Source organism: Haliscomenobacter sp. (genome assembly GCF_041740695.1).
Taxonomy (GTDB): domain Bacteria; phylum Bacteroidota; class Bacteroidia; order Chitinophagales; family Saprospiraceae; genus Haliscomenobacter.
This window is the reverse complement of the sequence record NZ_JBGSLK010000021.1, coordinates 46,860-70,012: the sequence shown is the minus strand read 5'-3', so window position 1 is coordinate 70,012 and position 23,153 is coordinate 46,860. Positions and strand designations below refer to the sequence as shown.

General features: G+C 45.8%; 22 protein-coding genes. 7 read left to right on the top strand and 15 right to left on the bottom strand.

The window, feature by feature from the left end:
• Positions 1 to 39 precede the first annotated feature (39 nt).
• Both ACEW9O_RS04650 and ACEW9O_RS04645 read right to left on the bottom strand, forming a co-directional pair.
• Positions 40 to 750 (bottom strand): RloB family protein, encoded by a 711-nt coding sequence (locus ACEW9O_RS04650; RefSeq protein ID WP_373548964.1) that lies wholly within the window; start codon positions 748 to 750, stop codon positions 40 to 42.
• Positions 729 to 2,072 (bottom strand): ATP/GTP-binding protein, encoded by a 1,344-nt coding sequence (locus tag ACEW9O_RS04645; RefSeq protein ID WP_373548963.1) that lies wholly within the window; start codon positions 2,070 to 2,072, stop codon positions 729 to 731. The genes ACEW9O_RS04650 and ACEW9O_RS04645 overlap by 22 nt, the downstream gene beginning before the upstream one ends.
• Positions 2,073 to 2,303: 231 nt before the next feature.
• Between ACEW9O_RS04645 and ACEW9O_RS04640 the strand changes: the two genes are divergently transcribed.
• Complete coding sequence (locus ACEW9O_RS04640; protein ID WP_373548962.1) at positions 2,304 to 2,951, top strand: hypothetical protein; 648 nt, start codon at positions 2,304 to 2,306, stop codon at positions 2,949 to 2,951.
• 33 nt (positions 2,952 to 2,984) lie between these two features.
• On the opposite strand, the gene ACEW9O_RS04635 is transcribed toward ACEW9O_RS04640, so the two are convergent.
• The 3 genes from ACEW9O_RS04635 to ACEW9O_RS04625 all read right to left on the bottom strand — a co-directional run bounded on the left by ACEW9O_RS04635 (position 2,985) and on the right by ACEW9O_RS04625 (position 4,905).
• On the bottom strand, positions 2,985 to 3,212 hold the full coding sequence (locus ACEW9O_RS04635) for a DUF433 domain-containing protein (protein ID WP_373548961.1): 228 nt from the start codon (positions 3,210 to 3,212) through the stop codon (positions 2,985 to 2,987).
• A 125-nt stretch (positions 3,213 to 3,337) separates the two neighbouring features.
• A complete protein-coding gene (locus ACEW9O_RS04630; protein WP_373548960.1) occupies positions 3,338 to 3,850 on the bottom strand; it encodes a hypothetical protein in 513 nt (170 codons plus the stop codon).
• On the bottom strand, positions 3,847 to 4,905 hold the full coding sequence (locus tag ACEW9O_RS04625) for a helix-turn-helix domain-containing protein (protein ID WP_373548959.1): 1,059 nt from the start codon (positions 4,903 to 4,905) through the stop codon (positions 3,847 to 3,849). Before ACEW9O_RS04625 ends, ACEW9O_RS04630 begins: the two co-directional genes overlap by 4 nt.
• A gap of 172 nt (positions 4,906 to 5,077) precedes the next feature.
• Between ACEW9O_RS04625 and ACEW9O_RS04620 the strand changes: the two genes are divergently transcribed.
• Positions 5,078 to 5,521, top strand: a complete 444-nt coding sequence (locus ACEW9O_RS04620; RefSeq protein WP_373548958.1) for an N-acetyltransferase family protein — start codon at positions 5,078 to 5,080, stop codon at positions 5,519 to 5,521.
• A gap of 66 nt (positions 5,522 to 5,587) precedes the next feature.
• On the opposite strand, the gene mutY is transcribed toward ACEW9O_RS04620, so the two are convergent.
• The 3 genes from mutY to ACEW9O_RS04605 all read right to left on the bottom strand — a co-directional run bounded on the left by mutY (position 5,588) and on the right by ACEW9O_RS04605 (position 8,913).
• Positions 5,588 to 6,664 carry an A/G-specific adenine glycosylase gene (gene mutY, locus ACEW9O_RS04615; RefSeq protein WP_373548957.1) on the bottom strand — a complete coding sequence of 359 codons (1,077 nt, stop codon included), beginning with the start codon at positions 6,662 to 6,664 and terminating at the stop codon, positions 5,588 to 5,590.
• 279 nt (positions 6,665 to 6,943) lie between these two features.
• On the bottom strand, positions 6,944 to 7,477 hold the full coding sequence (locus tag ACEW9O_RS04610; RefSeq protein WP_373548956.1) for an RNA polymerase sigma factor: 534 nt from the start codon (positions 7,475 to 7,477) through the stop codon (positions 6,944 to 6,946).
• A gap of 338 nt (positions 7,478 to 7,815) precedes the next feature.
• Complete coding sequence (locus ACEW9O_RS04605) at positions 7,816 to 8,913, bottom strand: LptF/LptG family permease (RefSeq protein ID WP_373548955.1); 1,098 nt, start codon at positions 8,911 to 8,913, stop codon at positions 7,816 to 7,818.
• A 144-nt stretch (positions 8,914 to 9,057) separates the two neighbouring features.
• Here ACEW9O_RS04605 and ACEW9O_RS04600 point away from each other — a divergent pair, with 144 nt between their 5' ends.
• Positions 9,058 to 10,383: a DUF58 domain-containing protein gene (locus tag ACEW9O_RS04600; protein ID WP_373548954.1), complete on the top strand. Its 1,326-nt coding sequence runs from the start codon at positions 9,058 to 9,060 to the stop codon at positions 10,381 to 10,383.
• Between the two features lie 313 nt (positions 10,384 to 10,696).
• On the opposite strand, the gene ACEW9O_RS04595 is transcribed toward ACEW9O_RS04600, so the two are convergent.
• Positions 10,697 to 11,803, bottom strand: a complete 1,107-nt coding sequence (locus ACEW9O_RS04595; protein ID WP_373548953.1) for a T9SS type A sorting domain-containing protein — start codon at positions 11,801 to 11,803, stop codon at positions 10,697 to 10,699.
• Here ACEW9O_RS04595 and ACEW9O_RS04590 point away from each other — a divergent pair.
• Positions 11,802 to 11,945, top strand: coding sequence for a hypothetical protein (locus ACEW9O_RS04590; RefSeq protein ID WP_373548952.1), 144 nt, complete (start codon positions 11,802 to 11,804; stop codon positions 11,943 to 11,945). The two genes, ACEW9O_RS04595 and ACEW9O_RS04590, sit on opposite strands and share 2 nt — an antisense overlap.
• Before the next feature lie 86 nt (positions 11,946 to 12,031).
• Here the strand turns inward: ACEW9O_RS04590 and ACEW9O_RS04585 are convergent, their stop codons facing one another.
• From ACEW9O_RS04585 to ACEW9O_RS04570, 4 genes are all read right to left on the bottom strand, one after another.
• Positions 12,032 to 13,441, bottom strand: a complete 1,410-nt coding sequence (locus ACEW9O_RS04585; protein WP_373548951.1) for an MBL fold metallo-hydrolase — start codon at positions 13,439 to 13,441, stop codon at positions 12,032 to 12,034.
• Between the two features lie 416 nt (positions 13,442 to 13,857).
• On the bottom strand, positions 13,858 to 14,946 hold the full coding sequence (locus ACEW9O_RS04580) for a hypothetical protein (protein WP_373548950.1): 1,089 nt from the start codon (positions 14,944 to 14,946) through the stop codon (positions 13,858 to 13,860).
• Positions 14,947 to 14,965: 19 nt separating this feature from the next.
• Positions 14,966 to 15,520: a hypothetical protein gene (locus ACEW9O_RS04575; RefSeq protein WP_373548949.1), complete on the bottom strand. Its 555-nt coding sequence runs from the start codon at positions 15,518 to 15,520 to the stop codon at positions 14,966 to 14,968.
• Positions 15,521 to 15,603: 83 nt separating this feature from the next.
• Positions 15,604 to 16,209 carry an RNA polymerase sigma factor gene (locus ACEW9O_RS04570; protein ID WP_373548948.1) on the bottom strand — a complete coding sequence of 202 codons (606 nt, stop codon included), beginning with the start codon at positions 16,207 to 16,209 and terminating at the stop codon, positions 15,604 to 15,606.
• Between the two features lie 202 nt (positions 16,210 to 16,411).
• Between ACEW9O_RS04570 and ACEW9O_RS04565 the strand changes: the two genes are divergently transcribed.
• The gene (locus ACEW9O_RS04565) at positions 16,412 to 17,206 is read left to right on the top strand and encodes a TIGR00266 family protein (protein WP_373548947.1); all 795 of its coding nucleotides are present in this window, start codon (positions 16,412 to 16,414) and stop codon (positions 17,204 to 17,206) included.
• 157 nt (positions 17,207 to 17,363) lie between these two features.
• Here the strand turns inward: ACEW9O_RS04565 and ACEW9O_RS04560 are convergent, their stop codons facing one another.
• The gene (locus ACEW9O_RS04560; protein WP_373548946.1) at positions 17,364 to 19,157 is read right to left on the bottom strand and encodes an ABC transporter ATP-binding protein; all 1,794 of its coding nucleotides are present in this window, start codon (positions 19,155 to 19,157) and stop codon (positions 17,364 to 17,366) included.
• Positions 19,158 to 19,380: 223 nt separating this feature from the next.
• On the opposite strand from ACEW9O_RS04560, the gene groL reads away from it, so the two are divergent.
• Positions 19,381 to 21,018, top strand: coding sequence for a chaperonin GroEL (groL, locus tag ACEW9O_RS04555; RefSeq protein WP_373548945.1), 1,638 nt, complete (start codon positions 19,381 to 19,383; stop codon positions 21,016 to 21,018).
• Positions 21,019 to 21,178: 160 nt separating this feature from the next.
• Here the strand turns inward: groL and ACEW9O_RS04550 are convergent, their stop codons facing one another.
• Positions 21,179 to 21,904 (bottom strand): porin family protein, encoded by a 726-nt coding sequence (locus ACEW9O_RS04550; protein ID WP_373548944.1) that lies wholly within the window; start codon positions 21,902 to 21,904, stop codon positions 21,179 to 21,181.
• Positions 21,905 to 22,056: 152 nt separating this feature from the next.
• On the opposite strand from ACEW9O_RS04550, the gene ACEW9O_RS04545 reads away from it, so the two are divergent.
• Positions 22,057 to 23,103, top strand: a complete 1,047-nt coding sequence (locus tag ACEW9O_RS04545; protein ID WP_373548943.1) for a hypothetical protein — start codon at positions 22,057 to 22,059, stop codon at positions 23,101 to 23,103.
• Positions 23,104 to 23,153: the final 50 nt, after the last annotated feature.

Genomic DNA, 23,153 nt, shown 5'->3' with positions numbered 1-23,153 from the left:
GGAAATTATTTTGGGAAATATGCGGGCGACTTTATATCACTAATCCATGCTGTACGAATACCACTCAATAAGCGCTCTCAGGCGTTTGACCAACACATGGACGGTGGTGCTGGGATTGGAATCAATGGGCTCTTTTCCGTGCTGCTCAATCAAAAGTTTTTCAGCACGGTCAATTGCTTTGGCTTCATCTCCGGCTACGCTCAAAATGTCAATGATTTCTGTTTTGCCGTGATGGTACGTAAAGGAATGTCTTGTAGGCAGAGCTTGAATTGCGGCTTCTAAACGAGTATAAATTTCCGTTCTCGGCATTGGGCTGGTGGCATCAATTTCAACAAAGTGAAGCAATAGCCACAATTCAAAAACCTCATTACTAAAGGCGATATTGATGTTTTGCTGATGAGCAATAGCCCAGGCCGCCTTAAAATTCGCCAAGGTGGTTTCATTGTTCCCCTCATCATCTTTGTCAAAAACGACCCAAACCTCATTGATGCTTTTTTTAGCTTCAAGGGCAAATTTTTCTCGCTCGACCATCGCTTGTTCGACGATACCTTTGGGCTTTTTCCCCGTACCAATTGTGCGGATAAAAACGGTTTCCTGAGGAAATTCATGGGCAAATGTATCGAAGTAATAAGGCTCCGTTTTTTCGTCTTCACACACGATGAGAAAAAAATGGTCATACCTCCTAAACCGAACTGGTCGTAAGGTTTCCTCCTTAGACTTTTGCTTTTTTAACTTACCTCTTCGTGCCATTGAATCCTCCGGATGTATTTTTGGAAATCACCTAAGCCTGGAATTGCTCCATATCTGCCTTCGAAATAGCGCTTTTCTTTATCCGTATCCGGGCGCTCTTTTTCCGATTTAAATGTGCCGTTTTTTTCGCCGAAATACACAAAATCGGAGAGGGCATAAACTTCGGTACTCTCCCACTGGTTTTTTTCCGCAAAGCAAATTTGATCCCTTCTCAGATTGGAGTAGCTGAGCAGGTTGGTATCATGCGTGGCAAAAATCAGCTGGGCATTGTGGGGATTGCTTTTTTTGTCCAAAAAGGCATCAATGGTATTCAAAGTCATGATGGGATGCAACTGGGCTTCAATTTCATCAATGATCAGCACACCTCCATTGGCCAAAGTCCACAGGATTGGGCCACTCAATTGAAACGCCTTCTTGGCCCCTGAAGACTCCCGTTCTTCCCATGGCCAGGTATGGGTTTTATCCAGAGGTAAAGCATTGGCATCGTACATGCGGTGTTTGGCAAATACCGTATAACTCTGTTGACCTTTGAGCGATTTGGCCAATTGGGACTTGATTCGTCGGGGCAGCTCATCGGGTAGCTCGGATTCTTCAAACTCCTTGGTACTGATCTCTACGTCCACAATATTCAGGCTCAGGGAGGCCAGATAGGTTTTGATTTTTTCTCTAAACTCCTTGTCTTGCCAAAGTTCAACGGTTTGAATTTCTTCAAATTCGGTGTTCAACCCGTCGACCATGCTGAAATGCTGAAACCACTGCATGATGCTTTTAGCTTCTTCCACATTTAAAATATCACAGGTAGAAAGGAACAGCGCATTGGGGCGGGTAGCTTCAATGGCTGCATCGATGATGCGTTTGGAACCATTCAACCCGGAACTGACATCGATGACCTCACCCTCCCGTTCAAACAGGTTCACCTCACGCCCCGCCGACTTGCGAAACAACCATTCCTCCACAACCTGGCTTGCATTAAAGGCCAAACCATAACGGTAACGGCTTTCCTCAATAACAAAAGTGATTTCAAAACGGGTGGGTTTTTCTTCCCAGCCCTCCCGCAATAAAAAGGGATCGTAAGGCAAACGGCTGGTAGAGGCGGTGCGGGCCGAAGTATGCACCAACCTGTCCAGCAGGCTCATTGCCCGCAGGATATTGGACTTACCACTGCCATTGGGCCCGTACAGCGAAATGGCATTCAGGGCCTGGTAACGCCCCTGAGTAAAGATGTTCTGCAAATGGTCTTTTTGCTTCGGGGCAGGCACGAGACTGATGGTCTGTGTTTCCCCGATTGACCGATAGTTGGTGATTGAAAATTCAAGCAACATGGGTTATTTTGAATTTTTTCTGCAAAATAGGGGGAATTGGGGTAAAAAGCAAGAGGTAAAAGAGGCGGTTTTTAAATTCTTAGCATTTTTTATTAACTTTATGCCAAAATTTATATCAACGATGTGCGGGTTAGATAAAATGAGGTGGCTTCATGTCAATGGGAAAAAGAAAAGTGTGGAGTAAACAACTAGATCGATCATAATTACAAATGATAAAGTAATCAACTACAAATGGAAGAAAAATCATTGAGAATCGGGGACTTGCAAATGCTATTTGAGATTTGTAAAGAGGAGTACAATGAGTGGAAAAAGTATGATATTGAAATTCGAAGCCTTCAAAGTTTAGGTAAACACTACAAATTTGTCTCTACTGAAGAAGGCAAAATACCGGGGATTTTATTTGAAGAATATAAACAAGAAAAAAAAATTAATGAGGCAAAAGATAGATCCAAAAAATCATATACAAAGTGCATAATATTTTTAGCCATATATTTAGAAGCTTTTATTTATGATTATGGAGCAACAAGATTAGGGGATACCTACATGAAAAAATATTTAGAAAGACTAGATGTCGTCAGCAAATGGAAGATAATCCCAAAATTAGCAACAAATAATGAAATTAGATATGACAACCATAAATATGGATATTTAAAAGAAATTATTTCTCTTCGTAATAGCTTTGTACACAACAAGACTCAAGACATAAAAGTCATATTAGGAAAAAAAGATGAAAAAAAGAAAAGAGAAAATGAGCTAACTTTATCAACCTGCTTTGAATGCTTGGAATTTTTAATTTCTGAAATATTCCGGATAGATCAGGATTTCTCCCCATTAATCAACAATTTAGATGAGTTGAGAGAAATAATAGAAACGAAATAAAAACCAACTATTACCCTCTTTCATAAAAGCCAATTAAGCAGCAAATGGTACTTCTACTTCTTCTGACCTCCAAGCGGCATAAGTCAGCGCTTCTTTAATATCATCCTCTTCCAAATAAGGATAATAGTCCAAAATTTTAGCGAATGAATATCCGCAAGCTACTAGTCCAACAATTGTACCTACGGTAATTCGCATCCCTCTAACACAGGGTTTGCCACCCATAACATTTGGATCAAAAGTAATTCGTTTTAACTCAAGCATGGAAGGATCAATTTTTAAGCAATTTATTCAATTTTGGATAAGAAACCATGATTGAATAGGAAAAGTTTCTCTAATGCCTACTTGAATGATGTTCATGGCTCATCGCCTATAATTTGTCTATACCCTCACACCACAATCCCCTCCAACCTTTCCACCATTTCCTCCATTTTCTTCTTCGGCAACCTCGGATTACAACGCTCCAATCGCCTCAGTAGTGCAATCGCCAATTGAGGTGTACAAATCTGTTGTTCAACGAGTTGATTGATGACCCAGAGGGAGCCAAAAACGGTGAGGCCATTGTCCTGGGCTTCTTTGCGGAGGTCGCCATCGCCGCTGAGCAGGGGGCATTGGCGCTGGACGGCGAGAAAAAGAACCGACTTATCGGTGAGGCGCTTGAGGTTGCGGCGGGTGTGGAAGCGGAGGATGTTGAGCATTTCTTCGCCGCTGAATTCGATAATTTCGACCCGTTCGGGTGTCAGGCAGCGCTCCAATGTGGCTTTTTGATCTGGATGATTGATTTCGTTCACCACAAAGCCTGTTGTCAGGATGTGGTAGTCTAGTTGCATGAAGTACTCCAGCGCACCCGCTTTGATGAGGTCGATGAAGACGTTGGTGTCGGTGATGATGATGTCCTTCATGCCAGTTGTTCCAATTTGTCCCGAAATTCGCCCAAATTCATTTCAGCCAGATGGGCGGCATGATTGATCGAAATGACCTCTTGGCCAATGGCCCGATAGAGGAGTTGGATGAAACGCCGGGGGCGTTCACGGCCACTAAACTCACCCGGTTCGTCGCGGTGGTAGCCTTTGACGCGGTAATTGGTATTCAGTCGCCGGTACGTATTGGCGTTGATGATCCCCAGGTGTAGCGCGCGTGGGAAAAGGGCCGCAATGGAAATCCCCCAACGCTCTTTGATCAATTCGAGTTCCTGCAAGAAGAAATGAAAGCGCTCCTGGGCCATTTCACCCCGGGCCATTTCGGCAGGGTAGAGTACCGCTGAGGCAAAGGTATGGCAAAGCCGTTCTACGTCTTTTTCTTCCAGCCGCGTATCAAAAGTCAGGCTGTGGTGCGCCAGCTCGTGTAGAGCCGTGAAACGTTTGCGCACCGCGTTGTGCTTTTTGTTGAGCACAATGATGCGATGCCCTTGCACCAGGGCTTTGAGGCCGTCGAAGGCATCGTCGGCATCCACTTCGAGTACTTTGAAGCCCTTGTCTTCCAGCATTTCAATCACGCTGGGGATGGGGTCGTAGCCCAGGTTCCACTGCTTGCGCAGGGCTTCGGCGGCGGCTTCGGCATCCGTGCCATTGCGTACGGCTAGTTCGTAGTGGAAATCGTGGCTTTGGGCGGGCAATTGCAACAAGTGCTCCAACTCCAGGTATCTTTCCAAAAAAGCGCGGGCTTTTTCGATGACGGCAACTTCGGCAGTTTTACTCAAGCGGGATATTTTTTTGCGAAACTCAATGCCCTTCAGCTCAACTTTAACCTCCGGTTCCGAAAAAAAGAAATCAACCGTAACACTCAAGGCGTTGGCCAAACGAATCAGTACGGCACTACCCGGCATCATTTCCCCTTTTTCGTACTTGTTGAGGGCTTGCCGGGTTACGGCATTCTCCATCTTGTTCGCCAGGTCTTGTAGCGACAATCCCGCCATTTTTCGGGCGTTGGTAAGCCGTTGTCCAAATAAATTTTCCATTTTAATACTCCTTTCCCAGGTTGATGTAAAAATTTCGTAGTGGTTTTACAAACTGGGTTTTGGTTGACAAATTTACAAAATAATTTGTTTTTGTCAACCAATTTGAATGATTATTTTTACCCCTCGGATGAAATGCTCTATTTTTGATGTACAAACAAGCCTATCATTTGTCATGACAACTGAAACCATCTTAATACGCGAAGGAAGCATCACGGAAGCGGTAGCCCTGAGCATGAGTATTCCCGAATTTACGGCACCTCATCAAGCTGAAGAATACCAAAAACGTTTGGCAGAGGTACCAGCGCTTATTTTAGTTGCAGAAAGTGCGGGAAAAATAGTGGGCTTTAAAGTGGGGTATGCCAAGGGGGAACAAGTCTTTTATTCCTGGATGGGGGCGGTATTGCCCGAGTTTCGCCAGTTTGGAGTAGCCAAAGCATTGGCGGTTCGGCAGGAGGAGTGGGCAAGGGTGCAAGGTTTTACTTGCATCCAGTTCAAAACCCGCAACCGTTTGAAGGCCATGTTGCAGTTTGCATTGGGGAATGGTTTTGATATCATTGGGGTGGAACCACGGGAAACGCTGGGGGAATATCGAATTTTGTTGCAAAAAATGCTGTAGGGGCAACCCTTCGTGGTTGCCCTTCTATAATTGGCCGCACGTAGGGGCAACCACGTAGGGTTGCCCCTACAGCAACAACAACACCCGATCCCCCAAATACCGATCAATCACCTTCGGGAATGCGTATTTGTTTAATGTTTCACGTTTAATCCAAACCCAATTGGCGGGCACTGCTGCGGGTAAAGCCTGCAAATCAATCTCCCAAAAGCGCGCATTCACGACTTGGTGGGTAAGCAATTGCTGGAACACCTTGGAGCCACTGCGCAAGGTATGCGGTGTCAGGATAAGCCCGTTATTTTCCAACAGTTGAGTTTGCAAAAGCGCCCAGCTTTGCTCCAAACTTTCATTTTCCAACAAGGGAAATTGGTAAAGTTCCAACCAAATGTCTTTTGCTTCGCGTTTTTGAATCAAGACCTGACCTTCAAAATTGAACACGAGGTAATGGAAAAAACGCTCCGTTTTGACAATTTTTTTGCTTTTGACGGGCAGTTCTCCGATGCGTTGTTCCTTTAAGGCAACGCAGTGTATTTGTAGGGGGCATTTTTTGCAGAGTGGGTTGCGCGGCAAACAAAGCGTTGCCCCAAAATCCATGATGGCCTGGTTGTAACGACCTGCTTGAGTAGCATCCAGCAAGGCTTCGGCTAATTGACTGAATTGTTTTTTGCCTTCGGTGCTGTCTTGGGGAGTACTGATGCCGAAAAAACGGGCGAGCACCCGAAACACATTGCCGTCCACTACCGCATGGGGCAAATTGTACGCAAAAGAAGCAATCGCGGCTGCGGTGTAAGGCCCCACCCCTTTGAGCAACCGGATGCCGTCGTAAGTAGTCGGGAATACCCCGTCCAAATCACGGGCTACATACCGCGCTGCGGCCAGCAAGTTGCGTGCTCGGGAGTAATAGCCCAGGCCTTCCCAGAGTTTCATCACTTCATCGTCGGGGGCTGCGGCCAGATCCTGGATATTGGGATATGTTTCCACAAAACGCAGGTAATAGGACATACCTTGTTCCACGCGGGTTTGCTGTAGAATGATTTCTGAAAGCCAGATGTGGTAAGGGTTTTGAATGCCTTTCCAGGGCAATGGCCGGTCTTCGGGACGGTACCATGCCAGCAAACTTTCTTGAAAAAAGCGGTGATGCTCCATAAGTAGTGGGGCAAAAATAAGTGTTCATTTTCTCTGAGCCAAAGGATTAGATAAGAAACTTAAAATGAACCGTTTACTTATCTAATTCTTTGGCAAAATGAAACACTTATTTTTTTTCGCCCATAAGATCTTGCACAAAAAAAATTTGGCGATGAAGATAAGTCTCCATCGCCAAAACTGCTATCTAAAAAATAAAAAGGTCAATTGGGTGATTTCAAGGCGGCAGCCATGCCAGCTTTGAATAAGGTCAGCAAATGTAGTCAGTACCAGCTCTCGGGACTACTCTGCATCATCCAGCACCATATCGGTGTATCGTCTACCGATCATTTCTTTGAGTTCTTTGCGGGCAAAAAAGATGCGGCTCTTGACCGTCCCCAGAGGCAGATCCAGGTAATCGGCGATTTCCTGGTACTTGTAGCCTTGGTAGTGCATCAGGAAGGGAACCCGAATGCTGTCATCGAGTTTTTCGATCAGTTGCACGAGTTCTTTCATCATGATGCTTGATTCGGCCCGGTTGTCAATGGTGTTGGCAGTGGAGTTGATGTAGTATAAGTTATCAGTGGAATCAACGATGGTGTTGGCCTTGGCCTTTTTGCGGTAGTTGTTGATGAAAATGTTTTTCATGATCGTGAACAACCAGGCCTTAAAATTGGTGCCAGGGCGAAATTTGTCCATGTTGGTCATGGCGCGGTAGGCAGTCTCCTGGTAAAGGTCTTTGGCGTCTTCCGAGTTTTTGGTCAGATTGAACGCGAAAGAATGCAGAAGAACGGACATGCTATTGAGCTGGGTATGAAAATCTGATGGGTAAGACATCTTTGCTGGTTTTAATGGCTATGACTGTGACTAAACACAATTGCTGAATCAAAATTAGGCATTAGTTAAACAAAATGCAAGAATTTATACCTTTTTTTCAAAATCAGCAGGAAATTGTCTAACCAATGAATGTGTAAAAATATTTAACTTATTGATTATTATTTATTTAATTCTCTTTTCTTCATTTCTTTTCTTTCAGAAAAAAATGAAAAATAAAGTCTGAATTTCAGAATTTTCGATTTCATACTCACCAGTCTAAGGATTAATACGACAAAAAGCCAGCCTTGGATTTAAGACTAGCTTTTTGTTTAACTTTTTACTTCAACAAAATTGGCGGGTTATTTCTGCGCGGTCTGGATGAGTCGTAGGGCAACAAAAGCAAAAATGATATTCGGTAGCCAGGCACCCAGCCATACGGGGATGGTTTGGCCGAGGGCAAATACATTCGTAAATTTGGAGAGAAAAACAAAAATGGCTCCAACCCCAATCCCCAAGGCCAGGTGAAACCCAAATCCACCCCGCACTTTGCGCGAAGCTATGGCCATACCAATAAAGGTGAGGATAAATATGGTGACCGGATCAGCGGTTCGGCGGTACAATTCAAATTCGTATTTGCGGGTATTGCTAGCGCCGCGGGCGTTTTGCTGGTTGATGTAGCGCATCAGCCGAGGGGTGACCATCATGCTTTGTTGACTGGAGTAATCCACAAAATCTTCGGGGTAAAGACTCAAGGTAGTGTCTTTGGATTCGGACAGGTGCATCTCTAGTCTCTCTTTCAAGCCGTCAAAATGATGTGTACTGTAATCCCACAATCGCCATTTGCGGGTTTCGGGAATGAACTCGGCCCGATCAGCTTTGGTGTAGCTGATCAGTTGTTGGTTTTTAAATTGTTCGATGCGAAAATCGCGGGCGGTACTGTCGTCTTTGCGGTAAAACCCAATAAACACTTTGGTGCCCGGCGCTACAAACAAGTGAATATTGGTGGCCTTGCCTTTGTCGTCGTTTTTGTCGATGTATTTGTGGGTGATGTCCTGGCGGTATTTTTCCCCAATGGGCATAATGAGGTGGGTGCATAGCAAATACAGCAGGGTCAGAAAGGCAGCTCCAAAAAAATACGACCGCATCAAGCGATTGAAGCTAACCCCGGCATTAAAAATGGAAATGATCTCGGAGCTGTAAGCCATCCGCGAGGTAAAAAAAATCACGGAAATGAGGGTACAGACCGACCACAACTGACCACCAATCCACAACATAAAACTGGGATAGTATTGCAGTACGATCTCCTTGGTGGTAATGGGCTCTTCGATGAACTTTTCAACTTTTTCACTAAAATCCAGGATGACCGCGATCATCAAAAAGATCAGCACGGTAAAAAAGAAGGTGGACAAAAACTTTTTGATCACGTACCAGTCCAGGATTTTTATATAGTTGTTCATTCCACAAAATTGAAGTGCAAAAGTAGCTTTTTTTAAAGGAGTACCCAAGTCCTGGAGATGTGGATCATTTTTTTGGGAAAAACCTAAAAAAGTTGTAACATCGTCTTCTAAAACACGACATCATCGACAAGTAAACGCATCCTAGTGAAATCAACTTTTTTGCCATCTCGTTTTTTTATCGTCTGCGGCTTACTAATCCTGGTTTTGGCCCTGGGCTTTGCCATTCCCATCCTGTTCCCGATCGGGCAATTTTTACTTTTTATTTTCTTAGCCCTGGTTTTGACGGATTGGATGCTGCTGTTTCAGGCTGGGGTAAACCTAAGTGGTGTCCGTCGTTTGCCCCGCATGTTGAGTTTGGGAGACGAAAATCCAGTTTACCTGGATTTGAACAACGACTCCAATTTGACCCTACGCATCAACGTCATCGACGAGCTTCCTGAACAATTACAAACCCGCAATTTTATTCAAAGCCTTACCCTCCAAGGTGGTGAAATGGCCTCCATCCGCTACGATTTACGGCCACTAGAGCGGGGCGAATACAGTTTTGGGGTGACAAACTGTTACGCTACGGGTTTATTTGGCCTGGTGGAGCGGCGGATTCAGCTCAATCAAAGCCCCATGAAAGCGGCGGTTTATCCTTCCGTGATTCAGATGAAACAAATGGAGATGAGGGCTTTTGAACGCACCACTACCCGCGATGGCATCAAGCACATTCGGCGGATTGGGCACAGTTATGAGTTTGAACAAATCAAAAACTACGTGGCAGGAGATGATTTTCGCAGCATCAACTGGAAGGCCAGTAGCCGTAAGGAAGGTTTGATGGTCAATCAATTTGAAGATGAACGGGCCCAACAGGTGTATTGCATCATCGACAAAAGCCGGGTGATGCGCATGCCGTTTAAAGGGCTAAGCCTGATGGATTACGCCATCAATGCAACCCTGGCCATTTCCAACATCATCATCAAAAAATACGATAAAGCGGGCTTGATTACTTATTCGGACAAAATTGGCGCAACCATCAAAGCGGACAATCGGCCCACCCAGTTAAATTTTATCCTCAATGCCCTGTACAAAGAAAAAGAACGGCCACTGGAAGCCAATTACGAATTGCTTTTCCACATCAGCAGCAAACTCATCAATGGTCGCAGCCTGATTTTATTGTTTACCAATTTTGAAAGTGCTTTTGCCCTAGACCGGGCTTTGCCGATCCTCCGGCGCATCAATCGCCGACACCTCCTGGTCGTCGTCTTTTTTGACAATACCGAAATCCGCGAATTTGCCGAACAAGACGCTAAAGACATTGAAGGCATTTACCAGCAAACCATGGCCCGCAAATACCTCAGCGAAAAAGCCCAAATGGTACTTACCCTCCGGCAATACGGCATTCAATCAGTCCTTACCCGCCCCGAAGACCTTTCCATCAACACCATTAATAAATACTTGGAATTGAAGGCGAGAGGACTGATTTAATGAAAAATGAAAAGTGAAAAATGAAAAGCAATTACACCATTGGTTATCACCCTTAACTTCATTTTTCATTTTTCATTTTTCATTTTTCACTTTTAATTTAAAAAGATGCTTCCCCCGATCAAAGCGAGAGACAAGATAGCCAGCCAAAGGCGCAGATCTTTGGAGTAATGGTTTTGTTTAAGGTTCCCCACATTCGTTTTTGGTTTTATGAGTAAAATGGTGTCCCTTTACCTAAACCAAAAAGAGTGCCATATCGACAAATTACGAAAAAATAATTGTATTTTTATTTAATATACTTGTAACTAGCTGACAATTAAGTTTTATGAACCCTTATGGTGCCAGTTCGATTATCCGTCTTCCAAAGCAATAGATAGATACCCGCAGGCAGAGCAGCCAGACTCAATTGATTGCCTTGCCGCTGGATCGGCCAATTTTTGCCCCGCAAGTCCATCAACTTGAGCTGCGTTTGCTCCAAATCAATGGGAAGTACCAGGTGGAGTTTGTCGTTGGTAGGGTTTGGATATACTTTGGCATAAAATGAGTTGCTCTTTTGTAAACAGACCACCCGGATTTCAGACCAACTCGTAGTGCTATTCCGATCGACCATTTTTAAGCGGTAATAATTACAAGCTTCCAGAGGTTTTAAATCTTTAAATTGGTAAGCCCGTAGTTCAAAGCCGTCACCTTGTCCGGGTAGTCGGGTAATTTCCTGGAATACTTTTGCGTCTCCACTCCTTTCGATGGCCAAGTAGGCTACATTACTTTCCATCGCGGTTTGCCAATTGAGCAGCACCGTTTGGTCTGTTTCTTCTTTAGCTGTGAAAGATAAAAGGTCTATGGGTAAAAACTGGGCACCGGAGATTTCGACATTGTCAACGCGCAAGGTGGCGGCCATGGCACTGGGGTCTTGAGCAAATGGATGAATTTGGATGGCCACGCTCGCGCCCTGAGGCACCAAAATGCTACAAGCTGCTCCATAACTGGAACAACCTCCTGCACCAAATCCGCCATTGTTCAACAAACCCCAATCCCCCGTACTGGTGTAATACGAAAGCATGTACTGCTGAGGTCCACTGCCGGAAGATAAATTGGCTGAAAAACTAAAACCTGAAATGATCAAATCCACCGTGCGGGCGGTAAGTGTAAACCCCATACAATCCCCGTCAGAATGGGTATCGGAGGTAGGCCAAAAATTGGTTGCCCAGGCGTTTTCACCACTGCAAGCATTGGGCGTTCCAACATTGTTGCCACCAGAAAGATAGGCTACTGCATTACTGCAAGATGAAGCCGTGAATGAAGCTTGAATGGGTAGGGACGCAACTGCTGAGCTGACATTTTCAAAAGTCCATTTGGCCAAGGTTTGTCCGTACAAAGCACAACCCACCCCCAGCATGCCTAAGGCACACCAAATTTTTTTCATGGCACTCTTTTTTGAAATGAAAAATGTGGGTGAGCAACAAAACTGCTACGAATATACAGCATCGCCAGCCCTGAAACAAGTGCTGGGCTGGCGGTGCGGGATGATCAAGGTGTTACCTTACTATACTTTTTGTAAAATTTAATTTTTGATAATCAATGTATTGTGTGGATTCAAGTTCGATAGTATACAAAATCTGAGTGGGAACAGCTGGTGCGAATTTGTCCTCGATTACAGCTCCATTTCCTGGCCCAGTTCCGGTATTTCTACATCGGCAAAACCTGCGCCGAGTAAAAGTCCCCGGAAAGATTTTTGTACTTCGTAGTCGCCGTGGACCAAAAAGATTTTTTTTGCAGATTTCTTTTGATTGCGCAGATAATCCACCAATTCCAATTTGTCCGCATGCGCCGAAAAGGAGTCCATTATTTCAATATCCGCTTTTACATCTTTGAATTCGCCAAACAATTTGATCTCATTCGCCCCATCACGCAGGCGACCCGCCGGGGTGTACGGAGCGGCGTAGCCTACGATCAATACCGTATTTTTGGGGTCATCGATCCCGTGAAACAAATGGTGTTTGATGCGCCCGGCGTTGGCCATGCCCGATGAAGCAATGACAATGCTGGCTTCGGTAGAATAATTAAGCTTTTTGGAGTCTTCAGTTTTGCGGACGTAGTGCAAACCGTTAAAGCCAAAAGGGTTTTCATCGATGGTCAAGTATTCCGACAATTCTTTGTCAAAACACTCAGGATGAGAACCAAAAATGGTGGTGGCATTCACCGCCAAAGGGCTATCCACGTAGACCGGAATCCGGGGCAAAAGGTCTTGATTGGCCATTTGATCCAGGAGGTAAACAATTTCCTGGGTGCGCCCAACACTGAACGCAGGAATGAGCAATTTCCCCCCTTTTTCTACACAAGTATGCCGAATGATGTTGAGTAAATGAGTGGTTTCAGCTGGTAAGGCCTCGTGTACCCGGTCGCCATAAGTGGATTCGCAGATGATATAGTCCATCTCTGGCATGGGGAGTGGATCACGTAAGATAGGTCGATTGGGGCGCCCAACGTCTCCAGTGAATCCAAAATGGATCACTTTCCCCTTTTCTTCAATCTTCAGACTTATACTGGCGCTGCCTAAAATATGCCCTGCATCCCGAAATAGTACCTCCACCTTGGGATGCACCTGAAACCATTTTTCGTAAGCATAGGAGGTAAACAGCTCCATCGTAGTGTGCACATCCTCGCGGGTATAAATGGGTTCTTCGTAAGCGATGTCGTCAAAATTGTGGTTTTTGCTTTGGCGCTTGCGTTTGTACTCTACCTCGCGCTCCTGGATCATGGCACTGTCCAGCAGCATCAAACTACACAGGCTGCGGGTAGCGTGTGTGGAGTGAATGGTGCCCCGGAACCCATCCTTGATCAACTTGGGGATGCGCCCGGCGTGATCGATGTGGGCGTGGGAGAGTACCAGGCAATCAATGTCTGCTGGATCAAACAACCATTGGGCATTAAAGTCCTCCAGATTTTTGTCGGCACCCTGATACAAGCCACAGTCCAACAAAATTTTGAATCCATCCTCTAGGGTAATTAAATGGCAACTTCCGGTGACTTCCCGGGCCGCGCCGCAGAATTTTATCTTCATTTGACCTGATTTCGTGTTTGGGGCGATAAAAAATAAATTGTTCATTTTGCCAAAGGATTAGATGAGCAAACGTTTCATTTAAAGTGTCTTATCTAATCCTTTGGCTCAGGAAAAATGAACATTTATTTTTGCCCCACTATTATTGTTCGTTTTCCAGGTCTAATGTAAAATAAAAATGCCATTCCAGCGGAACTTACGTTCGCTAAAATGGCGGATGTGGAAATATAGATCAGTAAAATTGGAAACGAATTAAGTGAAAAGTGAAGAGTGAAAAGTGAAAAGCAGGTACACCAGCAGCCTTTCAACTGCTTTATACGATTTTTTGCTTAAAAATTTGGAATGAAAAGGGAAGTGCATTTTTTTCACTTTTCACTTTTCACTTTTCACTTTTCACTTTTCACTTTTCACTTTTCACTTTAGTTGCCCAGCACCTTGATCCCCCCATAATTCACACTAGCCTTGATCATCGGGGCGTCGCTATTGCCAACGTGGCCTTTGACGACGTGGGAAGTGGGCTTTTGTACCTCATAGGTGACATTCATGGCTTGAGGGTAACGCACGCCAGCATAATTGGCGGCGGCATCGAGCTGGTAGCAGCAGAGATCAGGCAGCACCTTCATGGTTACGTCGGTGTAATTGGCTCTGACGGAAGCATTGGTGAGGCCCTTGGAAAAGGATACATTGCAACTGCCGTAGTTGAGATCGAGGTCCAAACTTTTGGAAATCTCACCCATCGACACGGAATTGTACTGACCGCTGATGTTGACGCTGCCCGCATTGGTGGCGGCAAACTTGCTGTACATCCCCGTGGCCTTCAGGCTTTTTATGGTGCCCAAGCTGTAATTGTCGTATTTCGCGGTAGTGGTCAATGAATTGAGCTTGGGCGCGTTCAGGCCGGAGTAGGCACTGTTCACCGTTAGGTCATTGGCTTCCGTGACGGTGAGTTTTGAATAACTTAGGCCAACGTAAGCATTCTGCGCCTGAGCGATGGTGCCATTGCCATAAGCCAACTCAAAATTGGAGCCATCACCCACCGATTCGGTTTTGAAATTACCGTACTTGACCGATAGTTTTGCTTTGCCACTCACCGAAGCGAGGTATACATCGCCATAACGTTGGTCTACCTGGAGGTTGATGGTCGCAGGAACATACACTTCGTAATTGATCTTGTAATCGGCTTTGCCATCGTCCCAAAGCCAGGAACGACGAATTTGCTCGATAGCAGTTTCGGCTTTTACATAATCGGCACCGTTGGAAAAATTAACGGTGATGGCATTAAAGACTTTTTGGGCATCTTCTTCCGAGCCTTCCTTCACCACGATGGTGACGGCAATTTTAACTCGATTTTTGTCCCAGGTTTTGACTTCAATTTTTCCATACTTGTTGCTCAAGTAAGTGGTGCCATTGGCCGAAATGTCAAACTCTCTCTTGATGGTTTTGGTAAATTCCCCGAAAGTGGTAAAGCCACAAAGTGAACAGGCAATCATCGTACATACCAACAACATTGAAAGAGGTTTTTTCAAATCATAAGCTGACTTCCTCATTGCTTGTGGTTTTTTTGGGTTGCGGTTTGGACGTCCGCATCTGCTCAAGAACGCGCTCCAGAATAGCGACTTTGATTTGATAGGTCTGGATCATGGTGGCAATAATTTCCTCCTCTTGCCCTTTGGGGGCTACACAGAGTTCTTCCTTCAGCTCATCCATCACCTTGTCCATTTTTTTCATGTCGGACATGAAAGTGCCATTGGGCTCATAACGAGCCAATTGCTGGACTTTGGTGTTGATTTGCTGGCGGTAGTATTGCTCCATTTCCAGGTATTCGGGGTTGACTTTTTCAATGATGGCTGCCGAATCCGCTTGTTGCCAGCGGGTTAAAACGTTACCACCAAAACCACCAACTACCAGAATGGCTGCCACTGCGGCAGCTACTTTAAAAAAGCGCTGGAAAGTGAGGGGTTGACTAACGGAGGGCTTGTTAAGTGCCCGGTCAATGTCTGCCCACACCTTTAAACTGGGAATCGCGTCATCAAAAGCTTCGCGCTTGTCCAAAACAAAGTTTTCTAATTCATCTCGTTGCATAACAAAAAAAGATTTCAGAGATTCCAATAATTAGTCAAAGCCTAACTACTGATTGCTGACAGCTGATTGCTGACAGCTCCCTGTTAAGAACGTTTATACAATCCCAGACTCTGCTGGTTCAAAATGTCTCTCAGTCTTTGTTTTGCCCGGCTGTACTGCGATTTGGAGGTCGCCTCGCTGATGCCGAGGACTTCTCCAATTTCCTGATGGTCGTAGCCCTCCAACATGTAGAGGGAAAAAACCACCCGGTAGCCATCGGGCAATTCAAAAAGAGCTCGTTTTACTGCTTCTACACTTAATCCTTCTGCCGCTGTATCTGGGTGGCTATCATCCTGGATGTTGCCATGTTTATCTTCCAGTTCGCTAAACTGCAAACGCCTCTTTTTTAGGGCATTAATGCAGTTGTTGATTACGATGCGTTTGATCCAGGCCCCGATTGCTGACTCAAATTTGAAGGTATTCAATTTGGTAAACACGTCCAAAAATGCGTTTTGCAAAACGTCTTCTGCTTCAAATTCGTCTTTCACCATCCGCAAACAAACGTTGTACATCGACTTGGAATACAGTCGATACAGCTCGAACTGCGATTGTCGGTCGCCTCGTTTACACTTTTCTACCAGGTCGCGGTGTGTGTTAACGTAATCCAATTTTACGATCTTATGGGTTTCAAGAGCTAGGTTTCCTCTCATCTCTTTTGGCTTCCACGCCTATTTCCACTTGTTATAACGGGAAAGACAAGGAGTGTTAAAAAGGGTTGCATGTAAAATAAAAAAAAATTCACTGCCCGTCTATCTATAACAGCTCAAAGTCTAAAACTTGCTGCCGGCTGTCGGCAATACTTCTATTTTAGCGTAATAAAACACAAATTCACCAAAAATACCATCAATTATTATGAGCGCACACGACATCGATTACCACATCCACGGCGAAGAAATGCAGTTTGTGGAAATTGAACTCGACCCTATGGAAACCGTCATTGCCGAAGCGGGTAGCTTCATGATGATGGACGATGGGATTGAAATGGCCACCATTTTCGGCGATGGCAGCCAATCGGAGGGCTCAGGCCTTTTCGGAAAATTACTTTCAGCAGGAAAAAGGCTCATAACTGGCGAAAGCCTCTTTATGACGGCTTATACCCATGCTGGAGATGGCAAAAAACGGGCTTCTTTTGCGGCACCTTACCCCGGCAAAATCATTCCACTCGATTTGAGCCAACTGGATGGAAAAATCATTTGCCAAAAGGACGCTTTTCTTTGCGCGGCCAAGGGTGTTTCGGTCGGCATTGAGTTTTCCCAAAAACTGGGCCGAGGCTTTTTTGGTGGCGAAGGCTTCATCATGCAAAAACTGGAAGGTGATGGCATGGCCTTTGTGCACGCTGGAGGCAGCATCATTGAAAAAAAGCTAGAACTGGGCGAAGTGCTCAAAATTGATACAGGCTGCTTGGTGGCCTTCACCCGCGACGTGGATTACGACATCGAGATGGTGCGCGGCGTGCGCAACATGATCTTTGGCGGAGAGGGCATTTTCTTCGCCCGTCTGGAAGGCCCGGGTACGGTTTGGATTCAGTCTTTGCCCTTCAGTCGCTTAGCCGATCGGGTGCTGCAAGCTTCGCGGCATTATGGCAAAGGTGGCAAGGATGAAGGCAGTATTTTGGGAACTTTGGGGAATTTGCTGGATGGGAATTAAGCAAGATTTTCTAATCTGGTGCAAACACAACTGAGGTGCCTCTTAGGTGTCTAAGGTTTCTTAGGTGGTAAAAAAAAGAGCTCAGAGAAGCATATTTCACCACCTAAGAAACCTTAGACACTTAAGTAGCACCTTAGAATGGCACTCAACGGTATACCTAAAGCACCCCCGCCTGCTCCTGATGCTTCCACATCTCCTGAAATACCGCGCTATGCTCCCGCAAATACTCAAAGGTACCTTCATCCACTACTCGGCCATTCTCCATCACATAAACGTAGTCGAAGTGCACCAACAAGTGCAAGCGGTGCAGCGCCGATACAATTGCTTTGTCTGAAAAGTCCTGGAACATGCGCTCGTAAATCAGCAATTCGGTTTTGGGATCTACGCTGCTCGTGGGCTCGTCCAACAAAATGATGTCGCTGTCTCTGGCCGCCAGCACTCCACGCGCCAGCGCTAGGCGCTGTTTTTGCCCACCGGAAAGGTTTACCCCTTTTTCGCGGATGTTGGACTCCAGGCCCGAAGGCAACTGCTCTACGACCTCCAAAAAATGCGCCGTTTCACACACCCTCATTACTTCCTCTTTGCTAAAGGGTAAGCCTAAGGTGATGTTGTATTCGATGGTGTTTTCAAAAATTTCGGGCTCTTGCGGGAAGAGGGTGATGTAGTCGGAAAGCACGTCTAGCTTATCGTAATTGTTGCCATCTGCCATCAAATGCAAACCTGGTTTAGGTGGATACAAACCCCGCATCAGCGCCAGCAAGGTACTTTTACCACTGCCACTTTCACCAATTAGCGCGATCCGTTTGCCGCGCGCAATTTCGATGTTTAGATCGTGCAGCCCGGGGCGATACTGGCCTTCGACGGGTATGCCGTCCAGTTCATGAATGTAGTTGAGCTGCTTAATTTGAATTTTTTGCCAGCGTTGGGGCAAGGGTGCTGCGGATTCGGGCAGGTGTTGCTTTTCGTAAGCGTCAAAGATATTTTGTGCAGTTTGTACATCAGTGTGCTGATTGACAACCTGATTATACTGCCAGGCAATATCGTGAAAAACACTAGTGAAACGCTGAACATAACTCATCAAGGTGACGATGCCGCCAATGAGTAAGAGTTCGCCCGGAACATAAGTTTGATAGATGTACCCCACGATGATGGTACAATAAATAATGGCTACAATCCCGTCAACGGTAAACCATTTTAGCTCGTTGATCATAATTTTGCGCCGGAATGGAGGGAAAATCTCAGCAACCCTTTGCATCAAACCACTTTCCATCCGTTTTTCCAGCCGCAAGGTGATAACCGTAACAATATTAGAAAGGCTATCAAAAAGGTTTGCAGAAACGACATGCTCTCGCTCGTTTGTTTCACGCTGGTATTTAATCAAAGGTTTGTCGAATTTGAAAATGATATAAATGGCTATCACCCCTAACACGATGGCAATTGACCCAAACAAGGGCGAGAAATAGAGCATTGCTGCAAATGAAAAAATGAATTTGGTGAAAGCGTGAATGTACATGAAGCCGTTTTGGAAAAACTCTTTGAGCGCTTCATAAGCTTTGCGAACTCGGTTAATCGTAATCCCGCTGTGGTTATCCTGATGCCATTTTACGGTTAAGTGCAGCACTTTGTGGTACATTTCTTGCAGGAAATTTCGACTCAAATTAAAAGCAATGCTTCGCTCCATAATCCGGGCAAAAAAATGAAAGACCCAGCCACTGAAATGCAAGACCAGATAAGCCCCAACGTACAACCAAAGGGATTTGAACACGTCGACGCCTTTTTGCTGTATTTCATTGATGAACCAGCCCCAAGCAATGGGCAAACAGGCCTCAATTAAATTGTTGGCCATAAACATGCCATACACAACCAAATAACGCCAACGTTCTTCGCGGGCATATTTCCAGGCTGTAGTCAAAAGGGAAATATAGGGATTGCGGGCAATGGACTTGAACATAGCAGGTGTGATTTGGAGGCGGCAAAAATAGGTAGCTTTCGCCCGAATGAACCCTCATTTTTTGGAAAAAGTTTCCTTTCAACTGACATTCTACCTGCCAAAATGGCAAAGCAGTCGATTATTCCGCGCTTGGCACAACCTTTGACAACAGCAGGTGAGCCGCTGTAGCATTACAGCGCTTCAATTCGCTTATTTCTTCCAGAAAAATAAAATCAAAACCATTATGGCAGCAAAGGAAATTACCCTCAGCAATGCCGCTCAGGAAAAGCTCAAAAGAGGCATAGATAAACTGGCTAATGCAGTTAAAGTAACCCTCGGGCCCAAAGGCCGCAACGTGGTGATTGAAAAAAAATTCGGTGCACCCCAAGTCACTAAAGATGGGGTAACCGTAGCCAAAGAAATAGAGCTGGAAGACGCACTCGAAAACATGGGTGCCCAGATCATCAAAGAAGTAGCTTCCAAAACGGCCAATGCGGCAGGTGATGGGACCACTACTGCCACTGTTTTGGCACAAGCCCTGATCAATGCAGGTTTTAAATGTGTGACCTCCGGTGCCAACCCCATGGACCTCAAACGGGGCATCGACAAAGCCGTCAAGGCCGCAGTTGCCCACCTCAAGGAGCAAGCCGAACAAGTAGGCGACGACTACAGTAAAATCAAACAAGTAGCCACCATTTCAGCCAATAACGACGAAGAAATTGGTGAACTGATTGCCGACGCCATGAAGCGCGTAAGCAAAGACGGCGTCATCACCATTGAAGAGGCCAAAGGCACCGAAACCTTTGTGAAAGAAGTAAGCGGAATGCAATTCGACCGCGGCTACCTCTCGGCCTACTTCGTGACCGATACCGAGCACATGGTGGCCGAATACGACAATCCTTTCATCCTGATTCACGATAAAAAGATTTCCAACGTCAAGGACATCCTGCCGATTTTGGAAAAAACCTCTCAAATGAGCCGCCCATTGGTGATCATCGCCGAAGATGTGGATGGTTCAGCCCTGAGTACTCTAGTGGTTAACCGCCTGCGCTCGGTTCTGAATGTGGTAGCCGTAAAAGCCCCGGGCTTTGGCGACCGCCGCAAGGCCATGCTGGAAGACATCGCCATTCTGACCGGGGGTACCGTGATCAGCGAGGAGCAAGGTTACACCCTCGAAAATACCGACATCACCATGCTCGGCCAGGCCGAAAGGGTCACAGTAGATAAAGACAACACCACCATTGTAAACGGAAAGGGAGAGGAGGATGCAGTGAAAGGCCGCGTTGGTCAAATCCGCTCCCAAATTGAAATCACTACTTCCGACTACGATCGTGAAAAACTACAGGAGCGCCTGGCTAAATTGGCGGGTGGTGTAGCAGTACTGAACATCGGTGCGGCTACCGAGATGGAAATGAAGGAGAAAAAAGACCGGGCTGACGACGCCTTGCATGCTACCCGTGCCGCCATCGAGGAAGGCATTGTAGCAGGTGGAGGAGTAGCACTGGTACGCGCCATCAAAGCGCTGACCGACCTGAGAGGCGTAAACGAAGACGAAAACATCGGCATCGACATCGTGCGCAAAGCCCTGGAATCGCCCCTGCGCAACATCGCTGAAAACGCGGGTGTAGAAGGCTCCGTCGTACTCCAAAAAGTACTCAATGGCAAAAGTGGCTACGGCTACAATGCCCGCACCAACGTATACGAAGACCTGATGGGCGCTGGGGTAATTGACCCCGCCAAGGTTACCCGCGTAGCCCTGGAAAATGCCGCTTCGATCTCCGGTATGGTGTTGACTACCGAAGCTGCGATCAGCGACAAACCAGCGAAGCAGAGCGGAGGCGGTGGCGGACACCACCATCACCACGATGATTATGGAATGTAATTCATAGTTGAAATATTGAAGGGTTGAAATGCAGTCTGAAAGTTAGTTGGTATAAAAGACCATTTGTCTCGTCTACTTATAAACATTCAAATTTCATTTCAACCCTTCAACATTTATCGAGATTCAAAGGATGCCTCATCCCTCGAGCTTCCTAATTTTCCTAAAAAATAATCCCCAACTTCAGCACAATCGCGCTCCCCGTTGCCTTGGAATTGTCTCGTTTGTTGCCTGTGGGGTCAAAAATGGTGCCTTTGTCTTCGGTTAAGTCGGTAAACCCCGATTGAAAGCCGATGCCTGCCACCAGAGATGTAGTTTCAGCCAGGCTGTATTCAATCCCACCATTCATTCCCCAAAGCATACTGATGCCATTGATGTCCTTTTTGATGTTGATTTTTTCGGCGTCGGCGCCGACGCCACGCCCTTCGATGCTGCCGGTCGATTTGGATTTAAAGTTGAGGAACACCCCGGGTTCGAGGAAGTACCGCATCCGACCAAATTCCCGCGTCCGCATTTTCACCAACATGGGAATTTCGATAAACTGTAAGCTGTGTTTGAGTTTTACACCAGCGGGCAGGGTATCTAAACCTGGGCCCAAATCCGACTGCACCCAATATTTCCCGCCGTATTCATAAGTCAGCGATCCACCATGATTGAACGCAAAGCCAATTCCGGTAGAAATAGCGTAGTTTTGCCGAAAGTACAATTCTGTCATCATCCCCAGTTTGAGGCCCAGATTTGTACCATTTCGGTTGATGTTTTTGTTGTCAGTGTTCATACCGGTGAAAGCGGGGCTTAGTTGAAATCCAAACCTTACATCTTCAAACTGGGCAGACAACTGCGTTAGCGCGATGCATAAAAATGCTGCTACTGCAATAATTTTTTTCATATTTTGATTGTTTTGTGTTGGTTAGTTGAGGAGTTAAGCAATTGATGCTATCGCGAGCGACTTAGACGCAGCGATTAACTCAAATCCTCAACTTCTAAACCTCTCGACAACAAATTTAGGTTCTAAGCAATAAAAAAAAAGTCTAATCCGGTATGAGTTGGCAGAACGTTTTGGTTTTATTCTGTGTATTAACGTTTTTTGCAGGCTGTAAGTCTGACAAACGTGATGATTTACCTGATGTATCCGGCATTTCGCCTGTAAAATTGAAAGTTCGCCGCTTTGAGCAGGACTTATTCAAACTGGATACGAATAAACTGGCAGAAGAGTTGCCTTTTTTGAAGTCAAAATATGGCGCGTTTGCCAAAATCTATTTTGACAACATTTTAGGGTCTACCTCGAAAGACGTGGCACCTGAGGGCGAAGTGGCTTTCATCAAAGGCTTTATCACTCACCCCGCTGTACACCACCTGTACGACACCTGTCAGGTGCTTTATCCCGAGTTGCCAAAGGAAAGCATCCAGCAACTGGAGGAAGCATTCCGCTACTACAAGTACTATTTCCCCGAGCGAAAGGTCCCGACCCTGACCACTTTTATCTCTGAGTATTCCATCGGTAATTTTGTGTATGCCAACGACGACCTGGCCATTGGTCTCGATTTCTTTTTGGGCGAAAAATACCCTTATCTGGATTACAACCCCGACAATCCCAATTTTTCGCAGTACCTGACCCGTACTTTTAACCAAGAACACATTGCGGTCAAAACCCTCTGGCCACTGGTTACGGACATTGTGGGCGATGCCCCGGCGGGTGAAACGCTGCTCGATCACATGATCCACAATGGCAAAAAAATGTACCTGCTCGATCTTTTGTTGCCTTACGCCGCCGATACGGCCAAAATGGAAGTTTCGACCAGTCAGTGGAAATGGCTGAACGAAAACGAGAACAACATTTGGGCTTATTTTTTACAACAAAACCTGCTTTACAACACTGAATGGCAAAAGATTCGCAAATTTGTGGAGTATAGCCCCAATTCACCGGGGATGCCCGCCGAAGCGCCTGGTCGTACCGGCGATTGGTTGGGTTGGCAGATCATCAAAGCCTACATGGAGCAAAACCCCGACACCCCTTTGAAAGAACTATTCCGCCTGACCGATAGCCAAACGATTCTTAAACGGGCTCGTTACAAGCCCAAATTATAACAGACTTTCGGTAAAAGAGCTCATGCGCTCCCTTCACTGCAAGTCTAATA